This window comes from Geobacillus genomosp. 3, assembly GCF_000445995.2.
Taxonomy (GTDB): Bacteria; Bacillota; Bacilli; order Bacillales; family Anoxybacillaceae; genus Geobacillus.
This window is the reverse complement of record NC_022080.4, coordinates 2786479-2810000: the sequence shown is the minus strand read 5'-3', so window position 1 is coordinate 2810000 and position 23522 is coordinate 2786479. Positions and strand designations below refer to the sequence as shown.

Annotated in this window: 16 protein-coding genes, 15 tRNA genes, 1 rRNA gene and 2 pseudogenes (1 of these 34 running past the window's edge); 29 read left to right on the top strand and 5 right to left on the bottom strand. The window is 53.0% G+C overall.

Going from position 1 to position 23522, the window contains the following annotated elements:
• From M493_RS14075 to M493_RS13990, 19 genes and pseudogenes are all read left to right on the top strand, one after another.
• Positions 1-1510 (top strand): 23S ribosomal RNA (locus M493_RS14075) (it extends 1418 nt beyond the left edge of the window).
• Between the two features lie 241 nt (positions 1511-1751).
• Positions 1752-1826, top strand: a tRNA-Asn gene (locus tag M493_RS14070).
• A 4-nt stretch (positions 1827-1830) separates the two neighbouring features.
• Positions 1831-1921, top strand: a tRNA-Ser gene (locus tag M493_RS14065).
• 14 nt (positions 1922-1935) lie between these two features.
• Positions 1936-2007 (top strand) — tRNA-Glu (locus M493_RS14060).
• A 9-nt stretch (positions 2008-2016) separates the two neighbouring features.
• Positions 2017-2092, top strand: a tRNA-Val gene (locus tag M493_RS14055).
• 168 nt (positions 2093-2260) lie between these two features.
• A tRNA-Met gene (locus M493_RS14050) sits at positions 2261-2337 on the top strand.
• Between the two features lie 4 nt (positions 2338-2341).
• Positions 2342-2417, top strand: a tRNA-Asp gene (locus tag M493_RS14045).
• A 167-nt stretch (positions 2418-2584) separates the two neighbouring features.
• A tRNA-Phe gene (locus M493_RS14040) sits at positions 2585-2660 on the top strand.
• Between the two features lie 283 nt (positions 2661-2943).
• Positions 2944-3019, top strand: a tRNA-Thr gene (locus M493_RS14035).
• Positions 3020-3025: 6 nt separating this feature from the next.
• Positions 3026-3110: transfer RNA gene (locus tag M493_RS14030), tRNA-Tyr, on the top strand.
• Between the two features lie 7 nt (positions 3111-3117).
• Positions 3118-3191: transfer RNA gene (locus M493_RS14025), tRNA-Trp, on the top strand.
• 17 nt (positions 3192-3208) lie between these two features.
• Positions 3209-3281 (top strand) — tRNA-His (locus M493_RS14020).
• Positions 3282-3297: 16 nt separating this feature from the next.
• Positions 3298-3372, top strand: a tRNA-Gln gene (locus M493_RS14015).
• A gap of 5 nt (positions 3373-3377) precedes the next feature.
• Positions 3378-3449, top strand: a tRNA-Gly gene (locus M493_RS14010).
• Between the two features lie 9 nt (positions 3450-3458).
• Positions 3459-3532 (top strand) — tRNA-Cys (locus M493_RS14005).
• 61 nt (positions 3533-3593) lie between these two features.
• Positions 3594-3678 (top strand) — tRNA-Leu (locus M493_RS14000).
• Between the two features lie 374 nt (positions 3679-4052).
• A complete protein-coding gene (locus M493_RS13995; protein ID WP_020961031.1) occupies positions 4053-4433 on the top strand; it encodes a hypothetical protein in 381 nt (126 codons plus the stop codon).
• Between the two features lie 194 nt (positions 4434-4627).
• Positions 4628-4699, top strand: a pseudogene (locus M493_RS19110) (hypothetical protein); the annotation flags it as partial.
• Between the two features lie 65 nt (positions 4700-4764).
• Positions 4765-5271 (top strand): YobA family protein, encoded by a 507-nt coding sequence (locus M493_RS13990; RefSeq protein WP_020961030.1) that lies wholly within the window; start codon positions 4765-4767, stop codon positions 5269-5271.
• A gap of 109 nt (positions 5272-5380) precedes the next feature.
• Here M493_RS13990 and M493_RS18360 read toward each other — a convergent pair whose 3' ends face one another.
• Positions 5381-5677: an FAD-binding oxidoreductase gene (locus M493_RS18360; RefSeq protein ID WP_128754844.1), complete on the bottom strand. Its 297-nt coding sequence runs from the start codon at positions 5675-5677 to the stop codon at positions 5381-5383.
• Positions 5667-5917: pseudogene (locus M493_RS18355) on the bottom strand (IS701 family transposase); the annotation flags it as partial. The pseudogene M493_RS18355 and the gene M493_RS18360, both read right to left, overlap by 11 nt.
• 99 nt (positions 5918-6016) lie before the next feature.
• On the opposite strand from M493_RS18355, the gene M493_RS13985 reads away from it, so the two are divergent.
• Positions 6017-8059 (top strand): bifunctional 2',3'-cyclic-nucleotide 2'-phosphodiesterase/3'-nucleotidase, encoded by a 2043-nt coding sequence (locus M493_RS13985; RefSeq protein WP_051391569.1) that lies wholly within the window; start codon positions 6017-6019, stop codon positions 8057-8059.
• Between the two features lie 565 nt (positions 8060-8624).
• Here the strand turns inward: M493_RS13985 and M493_RS13980 are convergent.
• Positions 8625-9473, bottom strand: coding sequence for a hypothetical protein (locus M493_RS13980; RefSeq protein WP_020961026.1), 849 nt, complete (start codon positions 9471-9473; stop codon positions 8625-8627).
• Positions 9474-10069: 596 nt separating this feature from the next.
• Between M493_RS13980 and M493_RS13975 the strand changes: the two genes are divergently transcribed.
• Positions 10070-10702 (top strand): LysE family translocator, encoded by a 633-nt coding sequence (locus M493_RS13975; RefSeq protein WP_020961025.1) that lies wholly within the window; start codon positions 10070-10072, stop codon positions 10700-10702.
• An 83-nt stretch (positions 10703-10785) separates the two neighbouring features.
• Positions 10786-11013 (top strand): hypothetical protein, encoded by a 228-nt coding sequence (locus M493_RS13970; protein WP_020961024.1) that lies wholly within the window; start codon positions 10786-10788, stop codon positions 11011-11013.
• Between the two features lie 37 nt (positions 11014-11050).
• Here M493_RS13970 and M493_RS13965 read toward each other — a convergent pair whose 3' ends face one another.
• On the bottom strand, positions 11051-11677 hold the full coding sequence (locus tag M493_RS13965; RefSeq protein WP_020961023.1) for a LysE family translocator: 627 nt from the start codon (positions 11675-11677) through the stop codon (positions 11051-11053).
• Positions 11678-11980: 303 nt separating this feature from the next.
• On the opposite strand from M493_RS13965, the gene M493_RS13955 reads away from it, so the two are divergent.
• Positions 11981-12628: a LytTR family DNA-binding domain-containing protein gene (locus M493_RS13955; RefSeq protein WP_020961021.1), complete on the top strand. Its 648-nt coding sequence runs from the start codon at positions 11981-11983 to the stop codon at positions 12626-12628.
• 135 nt (positions 12629-12763) lie between these two features.
• The gene (locus tag M493_RS13950) at positions 12764-14311 is read left to right on the top strand and encodes an acetyl-CoA hydrolase/transferase family protein (protein ID WP_235183435.1); all 1548 of its coding nucleotides are present in this window, start codon (positions 12764-12766) and stop codon (positions 14309-14311) included.
• Positions 14312-14434: 123 nt separating this feature from the next.
• Here the strand turns inward: M493_RS13950 and M493_RS13945 are convergent, their stop codons facing one another.
• Positions 14435-15385, bottom strand: a complete 951-nt coding sequence (locus M493_RS13945) for a cation diffusion facilitator family transporter (protein ID WP_020961019.1) — start codon at positions 15383-15385, stop codon at positions 14435-14437.
• 197 nt (positions 15386-15582) lie between these two features.
• Here M493_RS13945 and glgB point away from each other — a divergent pair, with 197 nt between their 5' ends.
• From glgB to M493_RS13920, 5 genes are read left to right on the top strand one after another with little or no spacing between them, the layout of a single operon-like run.
• Positions 15583-17592, top strand: coding sequence for a 1,4-alpha-glucan branching enzyme (glgB, locus tag M493_RS13940; protein ID WP_020961018.1), 2010 nt, complete (start codon positions 15583-15585; stop codon positions 17590-17592).
• Complete coding sequence (locus M493_RS17835) at positions 17474-18640, top strand: glucose-1-phosphate adenylyltransferase (RefSeq protein WP_023817719.1); 1167 nt, start codon at positions 17474-17476, stop codon at positions 18638-18640. Before glgB ends, M493_RS17835 begins: the two co-directional genes overlap by 119 nt.
• On the top strand, positions 18640-19674 hold the full coding sequence (locus M493_RS13930) for a sugar phosphate nucleotidyltransferase (RefSeq protein ID WP_020961016.1): 1035 nt from the start codon (positions 18640-18642) through the stop codon (positions 19672-19674). The genes M493_RS17835 and M493_RS13930 overlap by 1 nt, the downstream gene beginning before the upstream one ends.
• Entirely contained in the window at positions 19671-21128 is a 1458-nt protein-coding gene (gene glgA / locus M493_RS13925) for a glycogen synthase GlgA (protein WP_020961015.1), read from the top strand. Before M493_RS13930 ends, glgA begins: the two co-directional genes overlap by 4 nt.
• The gene (locus M493_RS13920) at positions 21115-23514 is read left to right on the top strand and encodes a glycogen/starch/alpha-glucan phosphorylase (RefSeq protein WP_020961014.1); all 2400 of its coding nucleotides are present in this window, start codon (positions 21115-21117) and stop codon (positions 23512-23514) included. The genes glgA and M493_RS13920 overlap by 14 nt, the downstream gene beginning before the upstream one ends.
• Positions 23515-23522: the final 8 nt, after the last annotated feature.

Genomic DNA, 23522 nt, shown 5'->3' with positions numbered 1-23522 from the left:
TGGACAACAGGTGGAGATTCCTGTACCACCTCCTTCCCGTTTGAGCAATGGGGGGACGCAGGAGGATAGGGCGAGCAGGCGGTTGGAAGAGCCTGTCCAAGCCGCAAGGCTGATCCGTAGGCAAATCCGCGGATCAAAAAGGCCAAGCGGTGACGGCGACGGAGTTATCCGGAAGTCCCCGATTTCACACTGCCAAGAAAAGCCTCTAGCGAGGGAAGAGGTGCCCGTACCGCAAACCGACACAGGTAGGCGAGGAGAGAATCCTAAGGCGCGCGGGAGAACTCTCGTTAAGGAACTCGGCAAAATGACCCCGTAACTTCGGGAGAAGGGGTGCTCGTTTGGGTGAAGAGCCCGAACGAGCCGCAGTGAAAAGGCCCAAGCGACTGTTTATCAAAAACACAGGTCTCTGCGAAGCCGAAAGGCGACGTATAGGGGCTGACACCTGCCCGGTGCTGGAAGGTTAAGGGGAGCGCTTAGCGCAAGCGAAGGTGCGAACCGAAGCCCCAGTAAACGGCGGCCGTAACTATAACGGTCCTAAGGTAGCGAAATTCCTTGTCGGGTAAGTTCCGACCCGCACGAAAGGTGTAACGACTTGGGCACTGTCTCAACGAGAGACCCGGTGAAATTATATTACCTGTGAAGATGCAGGTTACCCGCGACAGGACGGAAAGACCCCGTGGAGCTTTACTGCAGCCTGATATGGAATTTTGGTATCGCTTGTACAGGATAGGTGGGAGCCAGAGAAGTCGGAGCGCCAGCTTCGGTGGAGGCGGCGGTGGGATACCACCCTGGCGGTATTGAAATTCTAACCCGCACCCCTTATCGGGGTGGGAGACAGTGTCAGGTGGGCAGTTTGACTGGGGCGGTCGCCTCCCAAAAGGTAACGGAGGCGCCCAAAGGTTCCCTCAGAATGGTTGGAAATCATTCGGAGAGTGCAAAGGCACAAGGGAGCTTGACTGCGAGACGGACAGGTCGAGCAGGGACGAAAGTCGGGCTTAGTGATCCGGTGGTTCCGCATGGAAGGGCCATCGCTCAACGGATAAAAGCTACCCCGGGGATAACAGGCTGATCTCCCCCAAGAGTCCACATCGACGGGGAGGTTTGGCACCTCGATGTCGGCTCATCGCATCCTGGGGCTGTAGTCGGTCCCAAGGGTTGGGCTGTTCGCCCATTAAAGCGGTACGCGAGCTGGGTTCAGAACGTCGTGAGACAGTTCGGTCCCTATCCGTCGTGGGCGTAGGAAATTTGCGAGGAGCTGTCCTTAGTACGAGAGGACCGGGATGGACGCACCGCTGGTGTACCAGTTGTCCCGCCAGGGGCACCGCTGGGTAGCTATGTGCGGACGGGATAAGCGCTGAAAGCATCTAAGCGTGAAGCCCCCCTCAAGATGAGATTTCCCATCGCGTAAAGCGAGTAAGATCCCTCGAAGATGACGAGGTCGATAGGTCCGAGGTGGAAGCGTGGCGACACGTGCAGCTGACGGATACTAATCGATCGAGGGCTTAACCTAATTAGAAAAGCGCAGGCGAGCGGGTCGCCGCGATGGGCAAATGTTCTTCGCCTGCAGGGATTTGCAATCCCGAAGGCGAAGGTTATTTGACCCCGAGCGGCGGCGAGCCGAAGCTAGACAGCAGGAAAAGCGCAAGCGCCGCTTCTTCCGACAACGGTTATCTAGTTTTGAAGGAATGAAAAAAAGTCCTTGACAGCTCAGTGCGAATCATTATAATAGTAAATGTCTAAAGTGATGTCATTCCGCAGTAGCTCAGTGGTAGAGCAATCGGCTGTTAACCGATTGGTCGCAGGTTCGAATCCTGCCTGCGGAGCCATCGTGGAGAGCTGTCCGAGTGGTCGAAGGAGCACGATTGGAAATCGTGTAGGCGTGAATAGCGCCTCAAGGGTTCGAATCCCTTGCTCTCCGCCACCATCCAAAACCGTGGCCCGTTGGTCAAGTGGTTAAGACACCGCCCTTTCACGGCGGTAACACGGGTTCGAATCCCGTACGGGTCACTTCTTCGTGGAGGATTAGCTCAGCTGGGAGAGCACTTGCCTTACAAGCAAGGGGTCGGCGGTTCGATCCCGTCATCCTCCACCATTATTTGCAAAGATTTTATCGTCGCGGGGTGGAGCAACGAGCCTTTGCTTCATCGAATTCACTTCGAGTTGCCCCGACGCATCCAGCTTCCTTGAAACAGCTTGCAGAGGAAGGGGCAATGAATAGCACACTCAGAGCATTATGAAAACCAGTTGAATTTTCTATCGTCGCGGGGTGGAGCAGTCCGGTAGCTCGTCGGGCTCATAACCCGAAGGTCGCAGGTTCAAATCCTGCCCCCGCAACCAAATTGGTCCCGTAGTGTAGTGGTTAACATGCCTGCCTGTCACGCAGGAGATCGCGGGTTCGAGTCCCGTCGGGACCGCCACTGTTTCAAAATTATGAAAAAAGACGGCTCAGCAGCTCAGTCGGTAGAAACGAGCATTCACATCATCGAATTGGCTGCGAGTTGCCTTGACGCATCCGGCTTTCTCGAATCAGCTTGTAGAGGAAGAGGCACAGGGCACAACAGGTAAACAGCATAAAACCTAATACGGCTCGGTAGCTCAGTCGGTAGAGCAAAGGACTGAAAATCCTTGTGTCGGCGGTTCGATTCCGTCCCGAGCCACCATTGTCTCATTTTAAATGTGCCGGCTTAGCTCAATTGGTAGAGACGAGCATCGGCATCATTGATCGAGCTTCTTCGAATCAGCTTGTAGAGGAAGAGGCACAAAAAGCACGCAATGAGTCACATTGTCATTCTGATTGCGCCGACTTAGCTCAATTGGTAGAGACGAGCATCGGCATCATCGAATTAGCTGCGAGTTGCCTCGACGCATCCAGCTTCCTTGAATCGGCTTGTAGAGGAAGAGGCACAAAAAGCACGCAACGAGTCACATTGTCATTCTGATTGCGCCGACTTAGCTCAATTGGTAGAGCAACTGAATCGTAATCAGTAGGTTGCGGGTTCAAGTCCTGCAGTCGGCACCATTCCTTGGAGGGGTAGCGAAGTGGCTAAACGCGGCGGACTGTAAATCCGCTCCCTTTGGGTTCGGCGGTTCGAATCCGTCCCCCTCCACCATGATTGAAGGGGCATAGTTTAATGGTAGAACAGAGGTCTCCAAAACCTCCGGTGTGGGTTCGATTCCTACTGCCCCTGCCATTTTGATTGCGATTATGGCGGCTATGGCGAAGTGGTTAACGCACCAGATTGTGGCTCTGGCATGCGTGGGTTCGATTCCCACTAGTCGCCCTTCATTTTTTGGCGTTGGGGTATAGCCAAGCGGTAAGGCAACGGACTTTGACTCCGTGATGCGTTGGTTCGAATCCAGCTACCCCAGCCAATAATGCGGAAGTAGTTCAGTGGTAGAACACCACCTTGCCAAGGTGGGGGTCGCGGGTTCGAGTCCCGTCTTCCGCTCTCGATCAAGGCGGCATAGCCAAGTGGTAAGGCAGAGGTCTGCAAAACCTTTACCCCCGGTTCGAATCCGGGTGCCGCCTCCATCTAATGAATATAAAAAGTGTTGACAGACATGAAGTAATGTGATAGAATAATACATGTCGCGCCGATGTGGCGGAATTGGCAGACGCGCACGACTCAAAATCGTGTGGGGTAGCCCCCCGTGTGGGTTCGACTCCCACCATCGGCATCATTAGTATTCGATAGCTCACGATGAACAATCGTGAAACCCTTGATACGACCGCGTTCGCGGTCGTTTTTCATTTTTTGGGAATCCCCAAAAAAACGATAGAATCCGAAAAAATTTTGCACGAATTTTGCATGGCTATTTGGCATGATACAGCTCCGCCATCGCGAGGTCGACCTGCCGAGATTCTTTTTGTTCCATCTCGTTTATTACCTTGAGGATCGGCTCTCGATGAAAATGAAATTAAGTGATTTGATTAAATTGTTCGGAGAAATGAAAAACGAAAGCGATCCCAGCAAATACGATGAATATATCGAGCGGTTCGATGCCATATCTAACGAAATTCAAAATTTTATTTTGAAGAGTAGGTGAATAAAATGATTATCGCCAACAATTATAGAGAAATCAAAGATCATTTTGACTTCACGGATAGCATTATAACGGATATGAAATGGAATAATCCGTTAGATTTATGCATAACCATCGACTATTATTGGGATACACAGGAGAATAGAGAGAAAAACAGAACATTAGTATTGCATTTTAAGGATTGCCTGGCTGTGAAGTACAAAACGAAACAGGCAATACTAGAAATGTCAAGGGATGATCTCCATTTTGATAGCTTGTTTACCATTATTCGCTTCGAAAATGTAGAAGTAAATTCAAGTGGATTTGGCCATTTTCATATCTATACCTTTGATTATAAAGAGCCGCTGCTAAAAATTATTTGTAAGCAGGTTCAGTTGGAAGAAGTGTAGGCGTTGTTTGTCGAGGGTTTAATTATCGCTTATTTTGGTTAAAGAAAAGGCGGATCACTCCGCCTTTTTTGCATGGATAGACACACTGAAAATAATTTTGCACAAATTTTGCACAATGCAAGAAATAGAGGCTTTGAAACTTTGAAATATCAAGGTTTCACATGATATAGTTTTACTCCCACCGTCTCCGCATGGATTCAAAAGCTGGCGGCCCTGACTACTTGCTCCTTCACATGCAAGCCAAGACGGTCAGTGAGGCGTTTTAATTTAAGAAGGATGAAACGATGTGTTCGCTCATCCGACTAACTATAACAAAAAGGGTGGTACTGGGATGAAAACATGGCTTGTTTTCATTGCCGCGGTGTGGAGTGTTTGGTTGGTCGGCTGCAGCGAGCCGGTTGGTCGCTATGCGATTGAAGGGTATGTCGTGAGAAAAGAAGGGGGAAGCATTTTGGTTGTCAGTTCGGACCCGCAAGATTTTCGTTCTACAGGAGGGCTTAAAGAGTTCTATAACGCCATCTTGGTTTCCAACGCACCAGCGCGGGTGAACATTGGTCAAAAAGTTCAAGTGTGGATGGATGGGGGGATTGCTGAATCGTATCCAGGCCAAGGGAAGGCGGGCAAAGTATTGGTTGTGCCAAGCTCTCCGCGTGATGGCGCCAGCTTATCGGAGGAGGAGGCGATTCGCCAAGCGTTGAAACAAGAAGAGAGTCGGCTCGAGCAGATGATTCCTGTGATTCGGGCTGTTCATTATGACAAACAAGCGGACACTTGGACGATTCAAATCAAAGACGCCCATGAACGAACGGAATTCGACGTTCGGATCAAAGATGAATAAAAGCGTTTTGCCGCATGCGAAGCAAAAGCCGCCCCTCTCTCCGTGTGCTGGGAAGAGGAGCGGCTTGCCGATGACGCGCCCAAACAATTCGTTGGATTCCGAACAGGAATTACGAAGACAACGCCGAGACAAGCGGACGGTCCGGCAAGTAGAGCTGGGCGTTGTCGCTTTGGCCGGCCCCGATCCAGTCGCGCAGGCATTTGGCGAGCGCCATGCTGCAGACGGCTCCGTTGCCTCCATAGACATAGACGAAATAGCAATTCGGGTGTTCGTCATATACGCCGATGATCGGCAGTCCGTCGCGCGTGTCAGCGTAGTAGGAGACTAAATAAACTGTAGATGAACAATTTTCATAACAATAATTACCATGTAAAAAGAGATAAACAGGGTATCCCTTATGCCACATGGAGCTGTTTTTTGACAACATCAATGGGAATATCTTGCTTCGCTGCATGGTAAATAAACTCGACGAGACGATGCCTTTTCTTCGTTTGGGGAAGATCAAGCCCGTAGAGAAATCCTGGTTGGACTCGACTATACTGTACACATAAGCAAGCTGCATCAAAATCCAATACCGTTTCACCGCTCGAATCTGACGAACACGGTACCCATCGAGCTTCAGCTGGTCTTTCGCTTGTCGAAAAAAGTGTGGAGTGTCAATTATGCTGCTTTTTCCTCTCAAAACTTTTTAACTATTATGATATGATAATGACGATACTAATCATTTCATACTCGGAGGGGATGGGTGTTGGGAAAACGGAGGAACAAGGCGGCAGCGAGTGTAGTGTTGGCGCTTGGGCTCGTCTCTTCGTCGCTGCTGTCGACGTCGGCGGGTGCTGAGGACCAAGATGTCGTCAAGCTGCGCATTTTGGAGACGACGGACGTACATATGAATCTTGTGAACTATGACTATTTCAAAGACAGTCCGACGAATGAGTTTGGATTGTCGAAAACAGCGCGTTTGATCGAGCAGGCGCGCGCTGAACAGCCGAATACGCTTCTGTTTGACAATGGAGATTTGATTCAAGGAACGCCGCTTGGTGATTATGTAGCCAAAGTGAAGCCGCTGCAAGACGGCGAAGTGCATCCGGCGGTGAAGCTGTTGCATTTGTTGAAGTATGATGCGGCGACGGTCGGAAACCATGAATTCAACTATGGCTTGGATTTCCTCAATGAAGTGTATGACGACGCCAAGCTGCCGATCGTGAATGCGAACGTATATCATGATGACCACGACCAAAATCCGGATAACGATGTCAACTATTTTACGCCTTATCAAATTTTAGAGAAAGAAGTCGTTGACGAGGACGGGGAGAAACATACGCTGAAGATCGGCGTCATCGGCTTTGTGCCGCCGCAAATTATGGATTGGGACAAAGCGAATTTGCAAGGGAAAGTGGTGGCGAAAGACATCGTGCAATCGGCGCAAAAGTATATTCCGAGAATGAAAGCGGAAGGGGCCGATTTGATCGTCGTGCTGTCGCACTCGGGCGTTGAGACCGGCGGAAACAGCCTGAATATGGAAAATGCATCATATTATTTGACGCAAATTCCAGGAGTCGACGCCGTGTTGACGGGTCACCAGCATAAAAAATTCCCGGCGCTTCCGGGAACGGCGCCGGATTTTCCGGACGGGAACGGAATCAACAATGAAACGGGCACGATGAACGGTGTTCCAGTGACGATGCCGGGGTCGTGGGGCGACACGCTCGGGGTGATCGACTTGACGGTCGAGCAAGTGGACGGAACATGGAAGGTGACGCAAGCGAAAGCCCAGCTCCGTCCAGTGTATGACAAGGCGACGAAAACGCCGCTCGTTGACAGCGACCCGGCTGTTGAACAGGCGATCCAAGCGGAACATGAAGCGACGATTCAGTACGTCCGCAGCCCGGTTGGGAAAACGACGAGCCCGATCAACAGCTATTTTGCGCTTGTAAAAGACGATCCGTCGGTGCAAATCGTCACAAATGCGCAAAAATGGTATGTCGAAAGAATGTTGAAAGGGACGAAATATGAAGGGCTTCCGGTGCTGTCGGCCGGCGCTCCGTTCAAAGCCGGCGGACGCGGAGGGGCGAGCTATTATACCGACATCCCGGCCGGGGAAATCGCCATTAAAAACGTCGCCGATTTGTACTTGTATCCGAACACGGTGTATGCGTTGAAAATTACGGGAGCCGAGTTGAAAGAATGGCTTGAGTGGTCGGCGGGGCAATTCAACCAGATCGATCCGGACAAGACAGGCGTTCAGCCGCTCGTCAACAACGATTTCCCGACATACAACTTCGACATTATTGATGGGGTGACGTACGAGATCGATGTCACCGAGCCGGCGAAATACGACAAAAACCAAAATGTGATCAACCCGAAAGCGAATCGGATTAAAAACTTGAGATTCGAAGGCAAGCCAGTGACGCCGAACATGGAGTTTGTTGTCGCAACGAACAACTATCGGGCGACGACGAACCGGCTCATCAATCCGGACGGGAAAAACACGATTTTGGCTGCCCCGGATGAGAACCGGCAAGTGATCATCGATTACATTCGGGAAAACGGAACGATTAACCCATCGGCGGACGGCAACTGGCGGTTTGCGCCGGTGAAAGGAAAAACGCCGGTGACGGTTTCCTTTGAATCGTCGCCGGAAGCGCAAAAATACTTGCCGCAAGACGGCAGCATCCGCTATGTGACGACGTTGCCGAGCGGGTTCGCTCAATATGAATTGGCGCTGCTGCCCCGGAAAGAAGCGAAAACCGGCCATTCGAAAACACCAACAACGCTCGGACGCTGAGCGAAAGCGGGGGGAACGGCCGCTGACTTGCCGTCTATCCGCACATTATGTCGGAATCTTGTTTCACTAAAGGAATGTACCCGTGGCGCCATATAGATGCAATTTGAAGCTTTAACATTTGCAGCTTTTACCAAGCATTTGATTGACTGTCGGGCGACCGAACAACGCCGCTTTCAGACCCATATATAGATCCGTGAAGCAGGCGGTTGTTCGGTCTTTCGTCACGTCAAGGCGTGACGGAGACAAGTTTGTGGCTTGCCTCCGACAGTCGAAAATGGATGAACCGCTTTTTCGTCAAGGGTATGGTAAAAAATATGCGTTCCTTTTAAACTAAGCGAGGATGAATTTGGCTTATTTCAACAGACCGATCGCCAGTTTCCATGAGCCCCATCCGGGAAGACGCTTGTCCCCTCCCGGATGGGGTTTCGTGCTTTCATGGACATCGCAGCCAAGGCTCCAACGTTGCGCAAGGCCCAAACGCTGCTGAGTGAGGGATCGTCCCCGCGGTCTTTGTCTGAAAGGAATGGTTTTTCTTGCGGGGCTGCACAGCTCGCCCCTTGTCCCATTATTGCGCGTGCCGCAGGCTGGCGATGGATGCCTCATGTTCGATTGAGCGTTTGGAGAGGATGGCCAAAATGTGCTCATGGCGCTCTTGGTTGACTTCGATCCTTTTGACAATGTGATTGATTTCCATGACCGCTTGTCGGATAGGAACAAGATCGTCTTTGGTTGCCATGTTGGCTTGGATGTCGTTTACGTTGGACTGGAGTGCAGCCAGTTCCTCTTTGGTCGCCATGTTCGCTTCGATGTCGTTTACTTTGGACTGGAGCTCGTCCACAGTGGAGCGAAGTTCGGCGAGCTCATCTTTCGTGGCCATGTTCGCCTCGATGTCGTCCACTTTGGATCGGAGCTCGGCGAGTTCGTCTTTGGTGGCCATGTTCATTTCGATATCGCTTACTTTGGACTGGAGCTCGTCCACAGTGGAGCGGAGTGCAGCGAGCTCATCTTTCGTGGCCATGTTCGTTTCGATGTCGTTTACTTTGGAGCGGAGTGCAGCGAGTTCATCTTTCGTGGCCATGTTCGCCTCGATTTCGTTTACTTTGGATCGGAGCTCGGCGAGCTCGTCTTTGGTGGCCATGTTCGCCTCGATGTCGTCCACTTTGGATCGGAGTTCGGCGAGTTCGTCTTTGGTGGCCATGTTCGTTTCGATGTCGTTTACTTTGGACTGGAGTGCAGCGAGTTCGTCTTTCGTGGCCATCTTCGTTTCGATGTCGTTTACTTTGGAGCGGAGTGCAGCGAGTTCGTCTTTCGTGGCCATGTTCGCTTTGATGTCATTGACGTCGGATGTCAAGGCACCGACGTTTGTGTGCAATTGATCGAGGTGGCTCAAAATTTGGTTCAAGAGCGCTTCCATATGGATCTCCTTTCCCTTTGTTAACTGGCGGTGATTCGGGCTCACTCTCCAAGGCTCTTTCTACGTTGCCAGCGCGTCTGGATCTCGTCGATGCAGGGCTTGGTCAAAGGGTTCAACGATCAGTGGGGATATGTGCAGCCGTGTGGGGACGTCCAATTCCATTTTAGCACAAATCATTTGAGGAGGGACAAGAGATTTTTGCGTGTTGGGAAGGATGGGAGATGTTAGGGAGATGCGGCTTTTCGCGCTGTTTCGCAAACGGAAAACCCTTGCGGCGCCGTCCTTTCCTCTTCTTGCGATTTCCCGCCAATCCGGGGAATCCATAGGTTTTCGCCGGTCTTTCAGCGGGCGGGTAATCTGTTTCGAAGGTGTCGGGCTGGATGGAAAAGGTGGTCTGACACCATTTTCAAAAAGATAGGGAGGAACTTCCGTTTCCGGCAGACTGCAAACCTTTGAGGCTGTCAGGCGGGTTCTGTCCTCAAAAACTAGGAAAATGGCCAATATACATATTGAAAACCGTGCGAGTGGAGACGATAATGTAAGGTATACATGGTCTTTTCGGAACAGATCGCTCATCGCAACGAGGGGGGAGAAGGATGTTAGGCATTACCAGCTACGGAATGTATTTGCTTGCGTCGATTTTGATGCATGCTACTCCGGGCGTGGACACGATGTATATTATGGGCCGCAGTGTGGCGCAAGGGAGGAAAGCAGGCGTTTATTCGGTGTTGGGCATCTCGACGGGGGTGCTCGTTCATACGCTGCTGGCGGCGTTTGGTTTGGCGATAGTTTTGCAGCGGTCGGTTGTATTGTTTACGGCGATTAAAATCGCCGGGGCGGCGTATTTGGTGTACCTTGGGGTGAAAATGATGCGGCAGCCGGCGCCGCCCGCGTCGGAGTCGGGGGAGTTGGCGCCGATGAAGCTGAACAAGATTTATTGGCAAGGCGTGACAACGAATGTGATGAATCCGAAAGTGGCGCTGTTTTTCCTTTCGTTTTTGCCGCAGTTCATCGAAACGGCTCAGCCGTACGGTCCGCTTCCGTTTCTGCTGCTCGGCGTTTCGTTCGTGGTGACGAGCACGCTGTGGGGGCTTGGCGTCGTCTATGTCGCCGCGCTGGCGACGAAACGGGTGCGCCAACATGCGAAAGCGGCGCTTTGGATGAATCGGCTGACAGGGATCGTGTTTATCGGGCTTGGCGTGAAGCTGCTGCAAACGAAAGCGTCGTGAGCGAGGGCGGGCGGCGCCGGAAAGCACGATTCTCATCCGAATGAAAGCGCGGGCGGTGATTCGTGAGGAGGTTGGTTGGAGAAATGGGGGCGGATGACAAAGGAATAGCGGTGATTCTCCTTGTGGCGGGAATCGGGATGTTTCCGTTTGGGATCGTGATCATTAAGCAGCAGTGGGAAGCATACAAGAAGGGGGAGGAGCGTGAGTGGAGAATAGCCTTGTTTTTTGAAATGATCGATCTCTGGTCAACGTGGGTGCTGTTCCTCTCCCTGCTTCTCATATTGGGAGGCGCGGCGCTGTTGTGGAGATGAGCAGAAAAGAGGGCAGCCGCCCTCTTTTTTCTTGCCGCTACGACCGTTCGCTGACGGCGATTTGAATGCCGATCAGCGCGAAGATGGCGCCTTTGAGCCAATGGATTCGCTTGGTGATGGCGGTGTGGGCCGAGAGCCATTGGCGCAGCTTTTCCGCGCCGATGCTCACCAAGGTGAAGACAACGAGCGCCTGCACGAGAAAGATGGCGCCTAATAGAAGCATCTGCCCCGGCACATGGCCGGCTGTTTCGTCGACAAACTGCGGCAAGAGCGCCAAGAAGAAGAGCGACACTTTCGGGTTGAGCACGTTCATGACAATGCCTTTTTTGTACAGCGAGGCGTATGCCATCGGCGTCTGCCGCCCAAAGGCGAGGCCTTCGTCTTGTTCACGGAACGCCTGCCAGGCTAGGTACAGCAAATACGCGGCGCCCGCGTACTTGACGATGGCAAACACCAAGGCGGATTGGTACATGACGGCCGAGACGCCCAGCGTGGCGGCGCTGATATGGACAAGCAGCCCTGTGCAAAGCCCGAGCGCGGTGGCGATGCCCGCCCATTTGCCTTGCGACACGCTTTGGGCGATGACGAATAAAATGTCCGGACCCGGCGCCAATGTAAGCAATATGGCGACGACGAAAAACGACAAGATGACCTCGATCTCCATCGGAACCCTCCTTTTTGATCAGTTTGGCGGGGCGGCCGTGAAAGGCGGTTATGTATATGGATTCGCGAAAGAGCGGGCGATTCCTTCTCGAACGGCGGCGATCAAAGCGAAAACCGGCGGATCAGTTCTTTTGGAGAAATGCTGTCAGATGGGGGGCTTTCTGGTCCGACATGGCCAGACGGGGCGCCAAACTCGTTTTTCACCGGCTGTCCACGGCAGCGAAACGAAACGATTTGCCATTTGACAAACGCGGCGGTGCGGCTGAAAATAAAAGTATGGAACGGTTTGCAAGAGGTGGGGGATATGGATTCGCTGCTTGTTTCGGCCATTCGCCAAGTTGTGAATGAATGGTTTCCCGTTGAAGCATCGCTTGTGATTTCCGACGACCGGCGGTACATTTACTACCAGCCGAGCCGGCAAATTGATTTGAAAATCCGTCCGGGTGATGAAATCAAACCGGATTCGGTCACCTACAAGGCGTTGGTGATCCGCCGGAAAATTGAAGAGCAAAAAGACAGCCGGGTGTTTGGCGTTCCGTATTTCGGCGTGTCGGTTCCGATTTTGGAAGACGGGGTGCCAAAAGGATGCGTGACAGCTGTCTGGCCGAAAAAGCCGCTTTTGGCGACGTCGTATTTGACGATACGGACGATGGACCGCTGGGTTCCGGTGCCGTTTGACGCGGTTGTTTATTTGGAAGCGCAAAACCGGAAAACGTTCGTCAAATCGATGCACGTCGGAGGCCATCATAAATACAATTTGACCGAATTGGAATTTTCTTTGCCGGCTGACCGGTTTATCCGCTGCCATCGGTCGTATATTGTCAATGTTGAGTACATCGCCGAAATTCAGCCGGATTCCCACTCGACGTTTTTGCTTGTGATGAAGGACGGCTCCAAAGTGCCGGTCAGCCAAACGTACGCCAGCCATTTCCGGAGACGGCTCGGCTTTTGATGACACCGCCGATACAGGCGGTTATTTTTGTGAAGCGGCAAGTTTTTCTGCGTGATGCAGGGAAAATGCTGCTTCGACGCAAAAGAAAGCCCTTTTGCTCCAATTCGAATGATTTTCCCCTTGCGAGCCGCTATAATGAGGGAAAAACAAAAGGGGGAAATCGCTTTGGAACCATTTGTTTTCGAACGGATCGGCCATCAGGCGTTGCGGGAGCGGATTGTGACGGCGGAAACGGCCGCCTCATGGATTGAAGATGGCATGACCCTCGGATTGAGCGGTTTTACCCGCGCGGGGGACGCAAAAGCGGTGCCGACGGCGCTTATTGAACGGGCCAAGCGGCAGCCGCTGAAAGTCGACGTCTATACAGGGGCTTCGCTCGGATCGGATATTGACAAGATGATGGCGGAAGCAGGCATTGTCCGGAAACGGCTGCCGTTTCAAGCTGACGCCGCGATGCGCCGGAAAATTAACGAAAGGGAGCTGCTGTTTGTCGACCAGCATTTGTCGCATACGGCGGAACTCGTCCGTTCCGGCGTGCTGAAACCGATTGATTACGCTATTGTGGAAGCGGTTTCGATTACGGAGGACGGCATGATCATCCCGACGACGTCTGTCGGCAATTCGTCGATTTTTGTAGAAAAAGCAAGACGGGTCATTGTCGAATTGAACGTCGCCCAACCGAAAGCGCTTTACGGGTTTCATGACATTTATGAAGTCGGGAAGCAAGGGGAGCGCACCCCGATTCCGTTGACGAAAGTGGACGACCGGATCGGAACGATCGGCATTCCCGTTGACCTGGAGAAAATCGCTGGAATTGTCGTGACGAATCAAACGGATTCACCGTCGACGATTGTGCCTCCGGATGCGGAAACAGCGGCGATTGCCAAGCATTTGATCGAGTTTCTTCGCCGCGAAGTAGCAGCGGGGCGGCTGTCCGAACGGCTGGCGCCGATTCAGGCCGGGATCGGCTCTGTCGCGAATGCGGTTCTTTACGGCTTGTTGGATTCTGAATTTTGCGACTTGGAAGTGTATTCGGAAGTGCTGCAAGATGCGATGTTCGATTTGCTTGATGCAGGGAAAGTGCGGTTCGCCTCGGGATGTTCGATCACCTTGTCGGAAAACAAGATGAAACAAGTGTACCACAGCTTGGAAGCGTACCGGGGCAAACTCGTGCTGCGGCCGCAGGAGATTTCCAATCATCCTGAACTGATCCGCCGCCTCGGTTTGATTTCCATTAATACGGCGCTTGAGGCCGATATTTACGGAAATGTGAACTCGACGCATGTCCGCGGCACCCAGATGATGAACGGCATCGGCGGCTCGGGCGACTTTGCCCGCCATGCGCGCCTGACGATTTTTGTGACGAAATCGAGCGCCAAACATGGGGCGATTTCGAGCATCGTGCCGTTCGTCTCCCATGTCGACCATACGGAGCATGATGTCGATGTCATCATCACCGAACACGGATATGCCGATTTGCGCGGGCTCGCCCCTGTCGAGCGCGCCCCGCTCATCATCGAACATTGCGCCCATCCGGATTACCGTCCGCAGCTGCGCGATTACTTCGCTGAAGCGCTCAAGCGCGGCGGCCATACGCCGCACGTATTGGAACAAGCGTTGTCTTGGCATATCCGGTATGAACAACTTGGAACGATGCGGGAAGAAACGTATCAGCTGCAATGATGGAAAGAAACACAGGGCGTGGCGCCAAACCGCGTTCTGCGCTGGTTTTTTCATAGCGGCCGAGCGCAATAGACGGCAAAATGACGAAAGACCGCCTTGCCAATCCGGCACGGGCGGTCTTTGTCATTGCGGCTGCTTTTTTTTCTCCAAAAACGCCTTCCCATAGGTTCCGTGGTCGTGAAGCATGGCGTGTTCGACTTGGATCGTGGCATGCTCAATGCCGTATTTTTCCTTCAGCATTTCATTGACCGCCAAGATGACGCAAAGCGGCTGGATGTGTTCGGCAATGAACACGTGGGCGGACAGCGAGTAATGATCGGTCGAGATGGCCCATAAATGCATGTCATGCACGTCCTCGACCCCTTCGATGTTCCGGATGTCGGCGCGGATTTGTTCGAGGTCGAACTGTTCCGGGACGGCCTCCATTAAGATCAAGTACGACTCGCGCATAATTTTCGCCCCGCCTGTGAAAATGATGGCGGCGATCACTAAACTGATGAGCGGGTCAAAGATCGTCCAGCCGGTGAAGTAAATGAGCAGGGCGGATACGATGACGCCGATCGAGCTGATCAAGTCGCCGATGAAATGCCAAAGGGCGCTTTGAACGTTTAAGTTGTCTTCTTCTTTTGTGCTCCGGCTTAAAACGATGGTCAAGACGAGGTTGACGACAAGGCCGATCGCCGCGATTCCGAGCATAAGGCGGAATTGGATCGGTTCGGGATGAAGAAACCGCTCGATCCCTTCCCATAAGATCCAGACTGCAATCACCGCCAAGGTGAGGCCGTTCAAAAACGATGTAATGATTTCAAACCGCAAAAAGCCGAACGTAAAGCGGCGGTTCGGCGGGCGTGTCGCCATATAGAGGGCGACCATGCTCAGGCTGAGCGCCAGCACGTCAGACGCCATATGGGCCGAATCGGACAATAAGGCGAGCGAGTTCGAGACCACCCCGCCGATGATTTCGACAACAGTGAAAAAAACAGTCAGCGCCAATGTAATCCAAAGCGCTTTTTTCGATTGGCGTTGCGCCTTCACGTGTGGAAGATGATGGAAATCGTACGATACAGGAGACATAGCACACCTCTTTTTATAATTATTATTAATTTATATATATTATAATATAAGAACCGACCGGTGTGCAATGAATTTCTCGACATGAACGGTCATTCATGATGAAGTTTGTCAAAAAATATAGAAAACTTTTTCGAGGAATGAAGTGTTTCGTTGACGAATAAGGAATATTGTGTGGCCATCATCTTGCTTCGGAAAGGATGCGATACGGTTTGATTGCGGCGAATCCGACGGATTTGGAAGTGTATTTGTTTCATGAAGGCAGCTTGTATAAAAGCTACGAACTGTTTGGCGCCCATGTGATCGATGAGGGCGGAAGAGCCGCCACTCGCTTTTGCGTCTGGGCGCCGCACGCGCGCGATGTGCGCCTGGTCGGCAGCTTCAACGGCTGGGACGGGACGAAATTCCGCCTCACCAAAGTGAACGATGAAGGAGTATGGACGATCGTTGTCCCGGAAAACTTGGAAGGGCATTTATACAAGTATGAGATCGTCACGCCGGATGGACGTGTGTTGTTGAAAGCAGACCCGTACGCCTTTTACTCCGAATTGCGTCCTCATACCGCCTCGATTGTCTACGATCTGCAAGGATACCAGTGGAACGATCAGTCTTGGCAGCGGAAGAAGCGGCGGAAGCGGATTTATGAGCAACCGATGGTCATTTATGAGCTCCATTTCGGTTCGTGGAAGAAAAAGGATGGTCATGTTTATACGTACCGCGAGATGGCCGATGAACTCATTCCGTATGTGCTCGAGCATGGGTTTACGCATATCGAGCTGCTTCCGCTTGTTGAGCACCCGCTCGACCGTTCGTGGGGCTATCAAGGGACCGGGTATTACGCGGCGACGAGCCGTTATGGCACCCCGCACGATCTCATGCATTTCATCGACCGCTGCCATCAAGCGGGACTTGGGGTCATCGTCGATTGGGTGCCGGGGCATTTTTGCAAGGACGCCCACGGGCTGTACATGTTTGACGGCGCCCCGACGTATGAATATGCGAACGAAAAAGACCGCGAAAATTACGTCTGGGGGACGGCCAATTTTGACTTGGGCAAGCCGGAAGTGCGCAGCTTTCTCATCTCCAATGCGTTGTTTTGGCTTGAGTATTACCACGTCGATGGATTCCGCGTCGATGCGGTCGCGAACATGCTGTATTGGCCGAACAACGACCGGTTGTATGAAAATCCGTATGCGGTCGAGTTTTTGCGCAAGTTAAACGAGACGGTGTTTGCCCACGACCCGAACGTGCTCATGATTGCCGAAGACTCGACCGACTGGCCGCGGGTGACGGCGCCGACGTATGAAGGGGGGCTTGGCTTTAACTATAAGTGGAACATGGGCTGGATGAACGACATGTTGAAGTACATGGAAACGCCGCCGCATGAGCGGAAGCATGTGCACAACCAGGTGACGTTTTCCCTCCTTTATACGTATTCAGAAAATTTCATTTTGCCGTTTTCCCACGATGAAGTCGTGCACGGCAAAAAGTCGCTGCTCAACAAAATGCCGGGGGCGTATGACGAGAAGTTCGCCCAGCTGCGGCTGCTGTACGGCTACATGATGGCCCATCCCGGGAAAAAGCTGTTGTTTATGGGCAACGAATTTGCCCAATTTGACGAATGGAAGTTTGAAGAAGAGCTCGATTGGGTGTTGTTCGACTTTGACTTGCACCGGAAGATGAACGAGTATATGAAACAGCTCATCGCCTGCTATAAGCGGTATAAGCCGTTTTACGAACTCGACCATGACCCGCAAGGATTTGAATGGATTGACGTCCATAATGCCGAACAAAGCATTTTCTCGTTCATCCGCCGCGGGAAAAAAGACGATGACGTGTTGATCATTGTTTGCAATTTCACAAATCAGGCGTATGATGACTACAAAGTCGGCGTGCCGCTTTTCACGCCGTATCGGGAAGTGCTGAACAGCGATGCGGTGGACTTTGGCGGATTAGGGCATGTCAATTCGAAGCGGCTTCCGGCGTTCAATGAACCGTTTCACGGAAAGCCGTACCATGTGCGCATGACGATTCCGCCATTTGGCATTTCAGTGTTACGGCCAGTGCAAAAACGAGGGGAGAGAAAGCAAAATGAAGAAGACGTGCATCGCCATGTTATTGGCCGGCGGGCAAGGAAGCCGGCTTCGCTCGCTGACGAAAAACATCGCGAAACCGGCCGTGCCGTTCGGCGGGAAGTATCGGATCATTGATTTTACGTTGAGCAACTGCACGAATTCCGGCATCGATACGGTCGGGGTGCTGACGCAATACCAGCCGCTCCTTCTTCACTCGTACATCGGCATCGGAAGCGCGTGGGATTTGGACCGGCGAAACGGCGGGGTCACCGTCCTGCCGCCGTATTCCGTCTCGTCCGGCGTGAAATGGTATGAAGGGACCGCGAACGCGATTTATCAAAATATGAATTATATCGAACAGTACGACCCGGACTACGTGCTCGTGCTGTCCGGCGACCATATTTACAAAATGGACTACCAGCACATGCTTGACTATCATATCGCCAAGCGGGCCGATGTGACGATTTCCGTCATTGAAGTGCCATGGGATGAAGCGAGCCGGTTTGGCATTATGAATACGGATGAGGAGATGAAAATTGTCGAGTTTGCCGAAAAACCGGCGGAGCCGAAGAGCAATTTGGCGTCGATGGGCATTTATATTTTCAATTGGCCGCTGTTGAAACAATACTTGAAAATCGACAACGCCGACCCGCATTCGTCGCACGATTTCGGCAAAGACATCATTCCGCTTCTGCTCCGTGAGAACAAGCGGCTGTTTGCCTATCCGTTTCAAGGCTATTGGAAAGATGTCGGCACGGTAAAAAGTTTGTGGGAAGCGAACATGGACTTGCTGGATGAAGACAATGAGCTCGACTTGTTCGACCGCTCATGGCGCATTTATTCTGTCAACCCGAACCAGCCGCCGCAATACATCGCGTCGGAGGCGGAAGTGGCCGATTCGCTTGTGAATGAAGGATGCGTTGTCGAAGGGACGGTCGAGCGCTCGGTGCTGTTTCAAGGTGTCCGCATCGGCAAAGGAGCGGTCGTGAAAGAAGCGGTCATTATGCCGGGGGCGGAAGTCAGCGCAGGAGCATATGTCGAACGGGCGATCGTCACGCCGGATTGCGTCATCCCGCCGCATGCCTCGATTGGCCCGGACGAGGACGGCGAGGTGGTGCTCGTGACCGCCGAATGGCTTGCACAATGGAATCATGAGGAAACCGCGAGGAAGGATGAAGCGTGATGAACAACAAGACGATGTTAGGCGTCATTGATGCCACGATGTATATGGAGGCGCTCTCCCCGCTTATTGAGCAGCGGTCGATCGCCGCCGTGCCGTTTGCCGGCCGGTATCGGCTCATTGACTTTGTGCTCTCGAGCATGGTCAACTCCGGCATCGAAAGTGTCGCGATTTTCCCGAAATATCAATACCGGTCGCTCATGGACCATTTGGGATCAGGGAAAAATTGGGATTTAAACCGGAAGCGGGACGGGCTGTTTTTCTTCCCGTCGCCGGATTTATTGTTTTCCGGCGAGCGCCGGGTCGGGGCGTTCGCCCACTTTGAGCAGCACATCGACTATTTTTTGCGAAGCCGGCAAAAATATACGGTCATCGCGAACGGCTATACGGTATGCAACATCGACTTTGCGGCGGTGCTCGAGCGTCATATCGAGCGCGGCTGCGACGTGACGGAAATTCGTCACCGCGGACGGCCGCTTGAGATGTATTTGTTGGAAACGTCGCTGCTGCTTGACTTGATCGCCGATTACAAACACCGCGGTTACTATAGCATTGTCGATGTCGTCCGCGATTACCACCATTCGCTGTCGATTTGCGATTATGAATATACGGGATATGCGGCGGTCATCGATTCGGTCGAACAATATTTCCGTTCGAGCATGGAACTGTTGAACCGGAACGTCTGGGAACAGCTCTTCCCCCCGGAGCGGCCGATCTATACGAAAGTGAAAGACGAGCCGCCGACGAAATACGGGCGGGAAGGGAACGTGAAGCGCTCGATGATTGCCAACGGCTGCGTGATCGAAGGGACGGTCGAAAACAGCGTCTTGTTTCGCTCCGTCAAAATCGGCAAAGGAGCGGTCGTGAAAAACAGCATTATTATGCAAAAATGCCAAATCGGCGACGGCTGTGTCCTTGATGGCGTCATTATCGATAAAGACGCCAAGGTCGAACCGGGCGTTGTTTTAAAAGGAACAGCGGAACAGCCGTTTATCGTCCGCAAAGGAACGGTGCAAGGTGAGGTGATCAGCCGATGAACGTGCTCTTTGCCGTTTCCGAATGCGCTCCGTTCGCCAAATCGGGTGGACTGGCCGATGTCGCCGGCGCGCTGCCGAAAGAGCTGCGCCGGCTCGGCGTTGATGCCCGCGTGATGTTGCCGAAATATGAAACGATCGCCCCTGAATGGAAAGAGAAGATGAACAAAGTGGCGGAGTTCATCGTGCCGGTCGGGTGGCGCCGCCAATATGTCGGCGTGGAAGAGCTCGAGCACGACGGGGTCATCTATTACTTCATCGACAATGAATATTACTTCAAACGGCCGCAGCTGTACGGCCATTATGACGATGGCGAGCGGTTTTCCTATTTTTGCCAGGCGGTGCTCGAGGCGCTGCCGGAAATCCCATTTCAGCCCGATGTCCTCCACTGCCATGACTGGCACACGGGCATGGTGCCGTTTTTGCTGCGGGAACAATACCGGCATGATCCGTTTTACGCCGATATGCGCACCGTCTTTACGATTCACAACTTGCAGTTTCAAGGGCTGTTTCCGCGCGGCATTTTAGAAGATTTATTGAATTTGGATGACCGCTATTTCACCGTCGACCATCTTGAGTTTTACGGCAGCGTCAGCTTTATGAAAGGGGCGCTTGTCGCGTCCGATTTGATCACAACGGTGAGCCCGACGTACAAAGAGGAGATTCAAACCGCCTATTACGGCGAGCGGTTGGACGGCTTGCTGCGGGCGCGGCGCGACGATTTGCGCGGCATTTTAAACGGCATTGACGACGAGTTTTACAATCCGGAAACCGATCCGTTTTTGGCGGCGACGTATGACGTACATACGCGGGAGCGAAAACAGCGCAACAAGCGCGCCTTGCAGCGGCAGTTTGGCCTCCCGGAGCGGGACGATGTGCCGGTCGTGGCGATGGTGACAAGAATGACGGCGCAAAAGGGGCTCGATTTGGTGACGTGCGTCTTTCATGACCTCATGCAGGAAAACATGCAGCTCGTCGCGCTCGGCACCGGGGATTGGCGGTTTGAACAGTTTTTCTCGCAAATGGCGGCGGCGTATCCCGACAAGGTCGGAGTGTATATCGGTTTTCATGAACCGCTCGCCCACCAAATCTACGCCGGGGCCGATCTGTTTTTAATGCCGTCGCTGTTTGAGCCGTGCGGACTAAGCCAAATGATCGCCCTAAGGTATGGCACGATCCCGATCGTCCGGGAGACCGGGGGATTAAACGATACGGTGCAGTCATACAATGAGATAACAGGAGAAGGGAATGGGTTCAGTTTTACTAATTTTAACGCCCATGACATGCTGTATACGATCCGTCGGGCACTGTCGTTTTACCGCCGGCCATCCGTTTGGGGACGGCTCGTAGAGCGGGCGATGCGCGGCGATTACAGCTGGCGCCGGTCGGCAAGAGAATACAAACAGGCCTATGCACAGCTGATCAAAAAGGAGGAACAAACGTTTGTTTGCGGATAAAGAAACGTTTAAACGCGCGTTTGTGACAAAGCTCGAAACGTTGTGCGGCAAACAGTTCGAGGAGTCGACGACGCGTGACCATTACTATGTGCTCGGCCATATGGTGCGTGAGCATATCAGCCGTCATTGGATCGCGACAAATGAGCGCAATCGGGCGCAAAGGCGGAAGCAAGTGTATTATTTGTCGATTGAGTTTTTATTGGGCCGCCTGCTCGGCAGCAACTTGTTAAACCTCGGTGTCCGTCCGGTCGTCGAGGAAGGGCTGCGCGAGCTCGGCATCCGGCTTGAAGACGTCGAGGAATGCGAGGCGGACGCCGGGCTTGGCAATGGCGGGCTTGGGCGGCTTGCCGCCTGTTTTTTGGATTCGCTTGCGACATTGAATTTGCCGGGGCACGGACAAGGCATCCGCTACAAACACGGGCTGTTTGACCAAAAGATTGTCGACGGCTATCAAGTTGAACTGCCGGAGCAATGGCTGCGCCACGGAAACGTGTGGGAAGTCCGCAAAGAAGAGCTGGCGGTCGAAGTCCGGTTTTGGGGACGGGTCGAGGTGTCGGAGCAAAACGGCCGCCTTCTGTTCCGCCATGTTGACAGCGAAAACGTGATGGCGGTGCCGTACGATATGCCGGTTGTCGGCTACGGAACGGACACGGTCAATACGCTCCGGCTTTGGAGCGCCGAACCGGCGAAGACGTTCCCGCTTCATAAAGATGTCATGCAATACAAACGGGAAACGGAAGCCATTTCCGAATTTTTATACCCGGACGATACACATGACGAGGGAAAAATTTTGCGGCTCAAGCAGCAATATTTTCTCGTCGCCGCCAGCCTCGGCAGCATCGTCCAAGCCCATCGCCGCCAACACGGGGATTTGCGCCGGCTTCATGAGTATGTCGCCATTCATGTCAATGACACGCACCCGGTGCTCGCCATCCCGGAATTGATGCGCATTTTGCTCGATGAAGAAGGGATGAGCTGGGAAGAGGCGTGGCACATTACAACCCATACGGTCGCGTATACGAACCATACGACGTTGTCAGAAGCGCTCGAGAAATGGCCGATCCACTTGTTCCGGCCGCTCTTGCCGCGCATTTATATGATCGTCGAGGAGATCAACGAACGGTTTTGCCGCGAGCTGTGGGAACGCTACCCCGGCGATTGGGGGCGGATTGAACAAATGGCCATCATCGCCCACGGGATGGTGAAAATGGCGCATCTCGCCATCGCCGGCAGCCATAGCGTCAACGGGGTGGCAAAGCTGCATACCGACATTTTGAAACAGCGGGAAATGCGCCTGTTTTACGAATGGGCGCCGCATAAATTTAACAATAAAACGAACGGCGTGACGCACCGGCGTTGGCTGTTAAAAGCCAACCCCGAGCTGTCGGCGTTGATTACGGACACGATCGGCCCGCGCTGGATTCATGAGCCGGAAATGCTGATGGAGCTGGCGCCGCATGCTTCCGATCCGGCGTTTCAAGGGGCGCTCGCCGCCGTGAAGCGGCAGCGCAAAGCGAAGCTCGCCGCCCGCATTTACGAAAAGACGGGCATTCTTGTAGATGAATCATCGATTTTCGACGTGCAAGTGAAGCGGCTGCACGCCTACAAACGGCAGCTGTTGAACGTGCTGCACATCATGCATTTGTACAATCGGCTGAAAGAGGATTCGCACTTCTCGATTTACCCGCACACGTTTATCTTCGGGGCGAAAGCGTCGCCGGGCTACTATTACGCCAAGCGGATCATTAAGCTCATCCATGCGGTCGCCGAGAAGGTGAACAACGATAAACGAGTCCATGACCAGCTGAAAGTCATTTTTTTGGAAAACTACCGCGTGTCGCTCGCCGAAGAGATCATCCCGGCCGCCGATGTGAGCGAGCAAATTTCCACCGCCAGCAAAGAAGCATCCGGCACCGGCAATATGAAGTTTATGATGAACGGGGCCCTTACGCTCGGCACCCTTGATGGGGCGAACGTTGAAATCGCCGAGGCGGTCGGGAACGAAAACATGTTTTTGTTCGGGCTGACGGCCGAGGAAGTGCTCAACTACTATGAGCACGGCGGCTACCGGGCGCATGAATATTACCATCACGACAAGCGGATCAAGCAAGTCGTCGACCAGCTTGTCAACGGCTTTTTCCCGGATGCCGGCGATTACTTTGAACCGATTTACGATTCGCTTTTGACGCAAAACGATGAATATTTTGTGCTGCGCGACTTTGCCGCCTACGCCGAAGCGCACGAACGGGTGGAAGACGCCTATCGCGATCCGGCGCGCTGGTGGCGGATGAGCGCCGTCAACATCGCCCACTCCGGCTACTTTGCCAGCGACCGGACGATCGCCGAGTATGCGGTGGACATTTGGGGCATTTCACCGTCGATGTAAAGACCGGC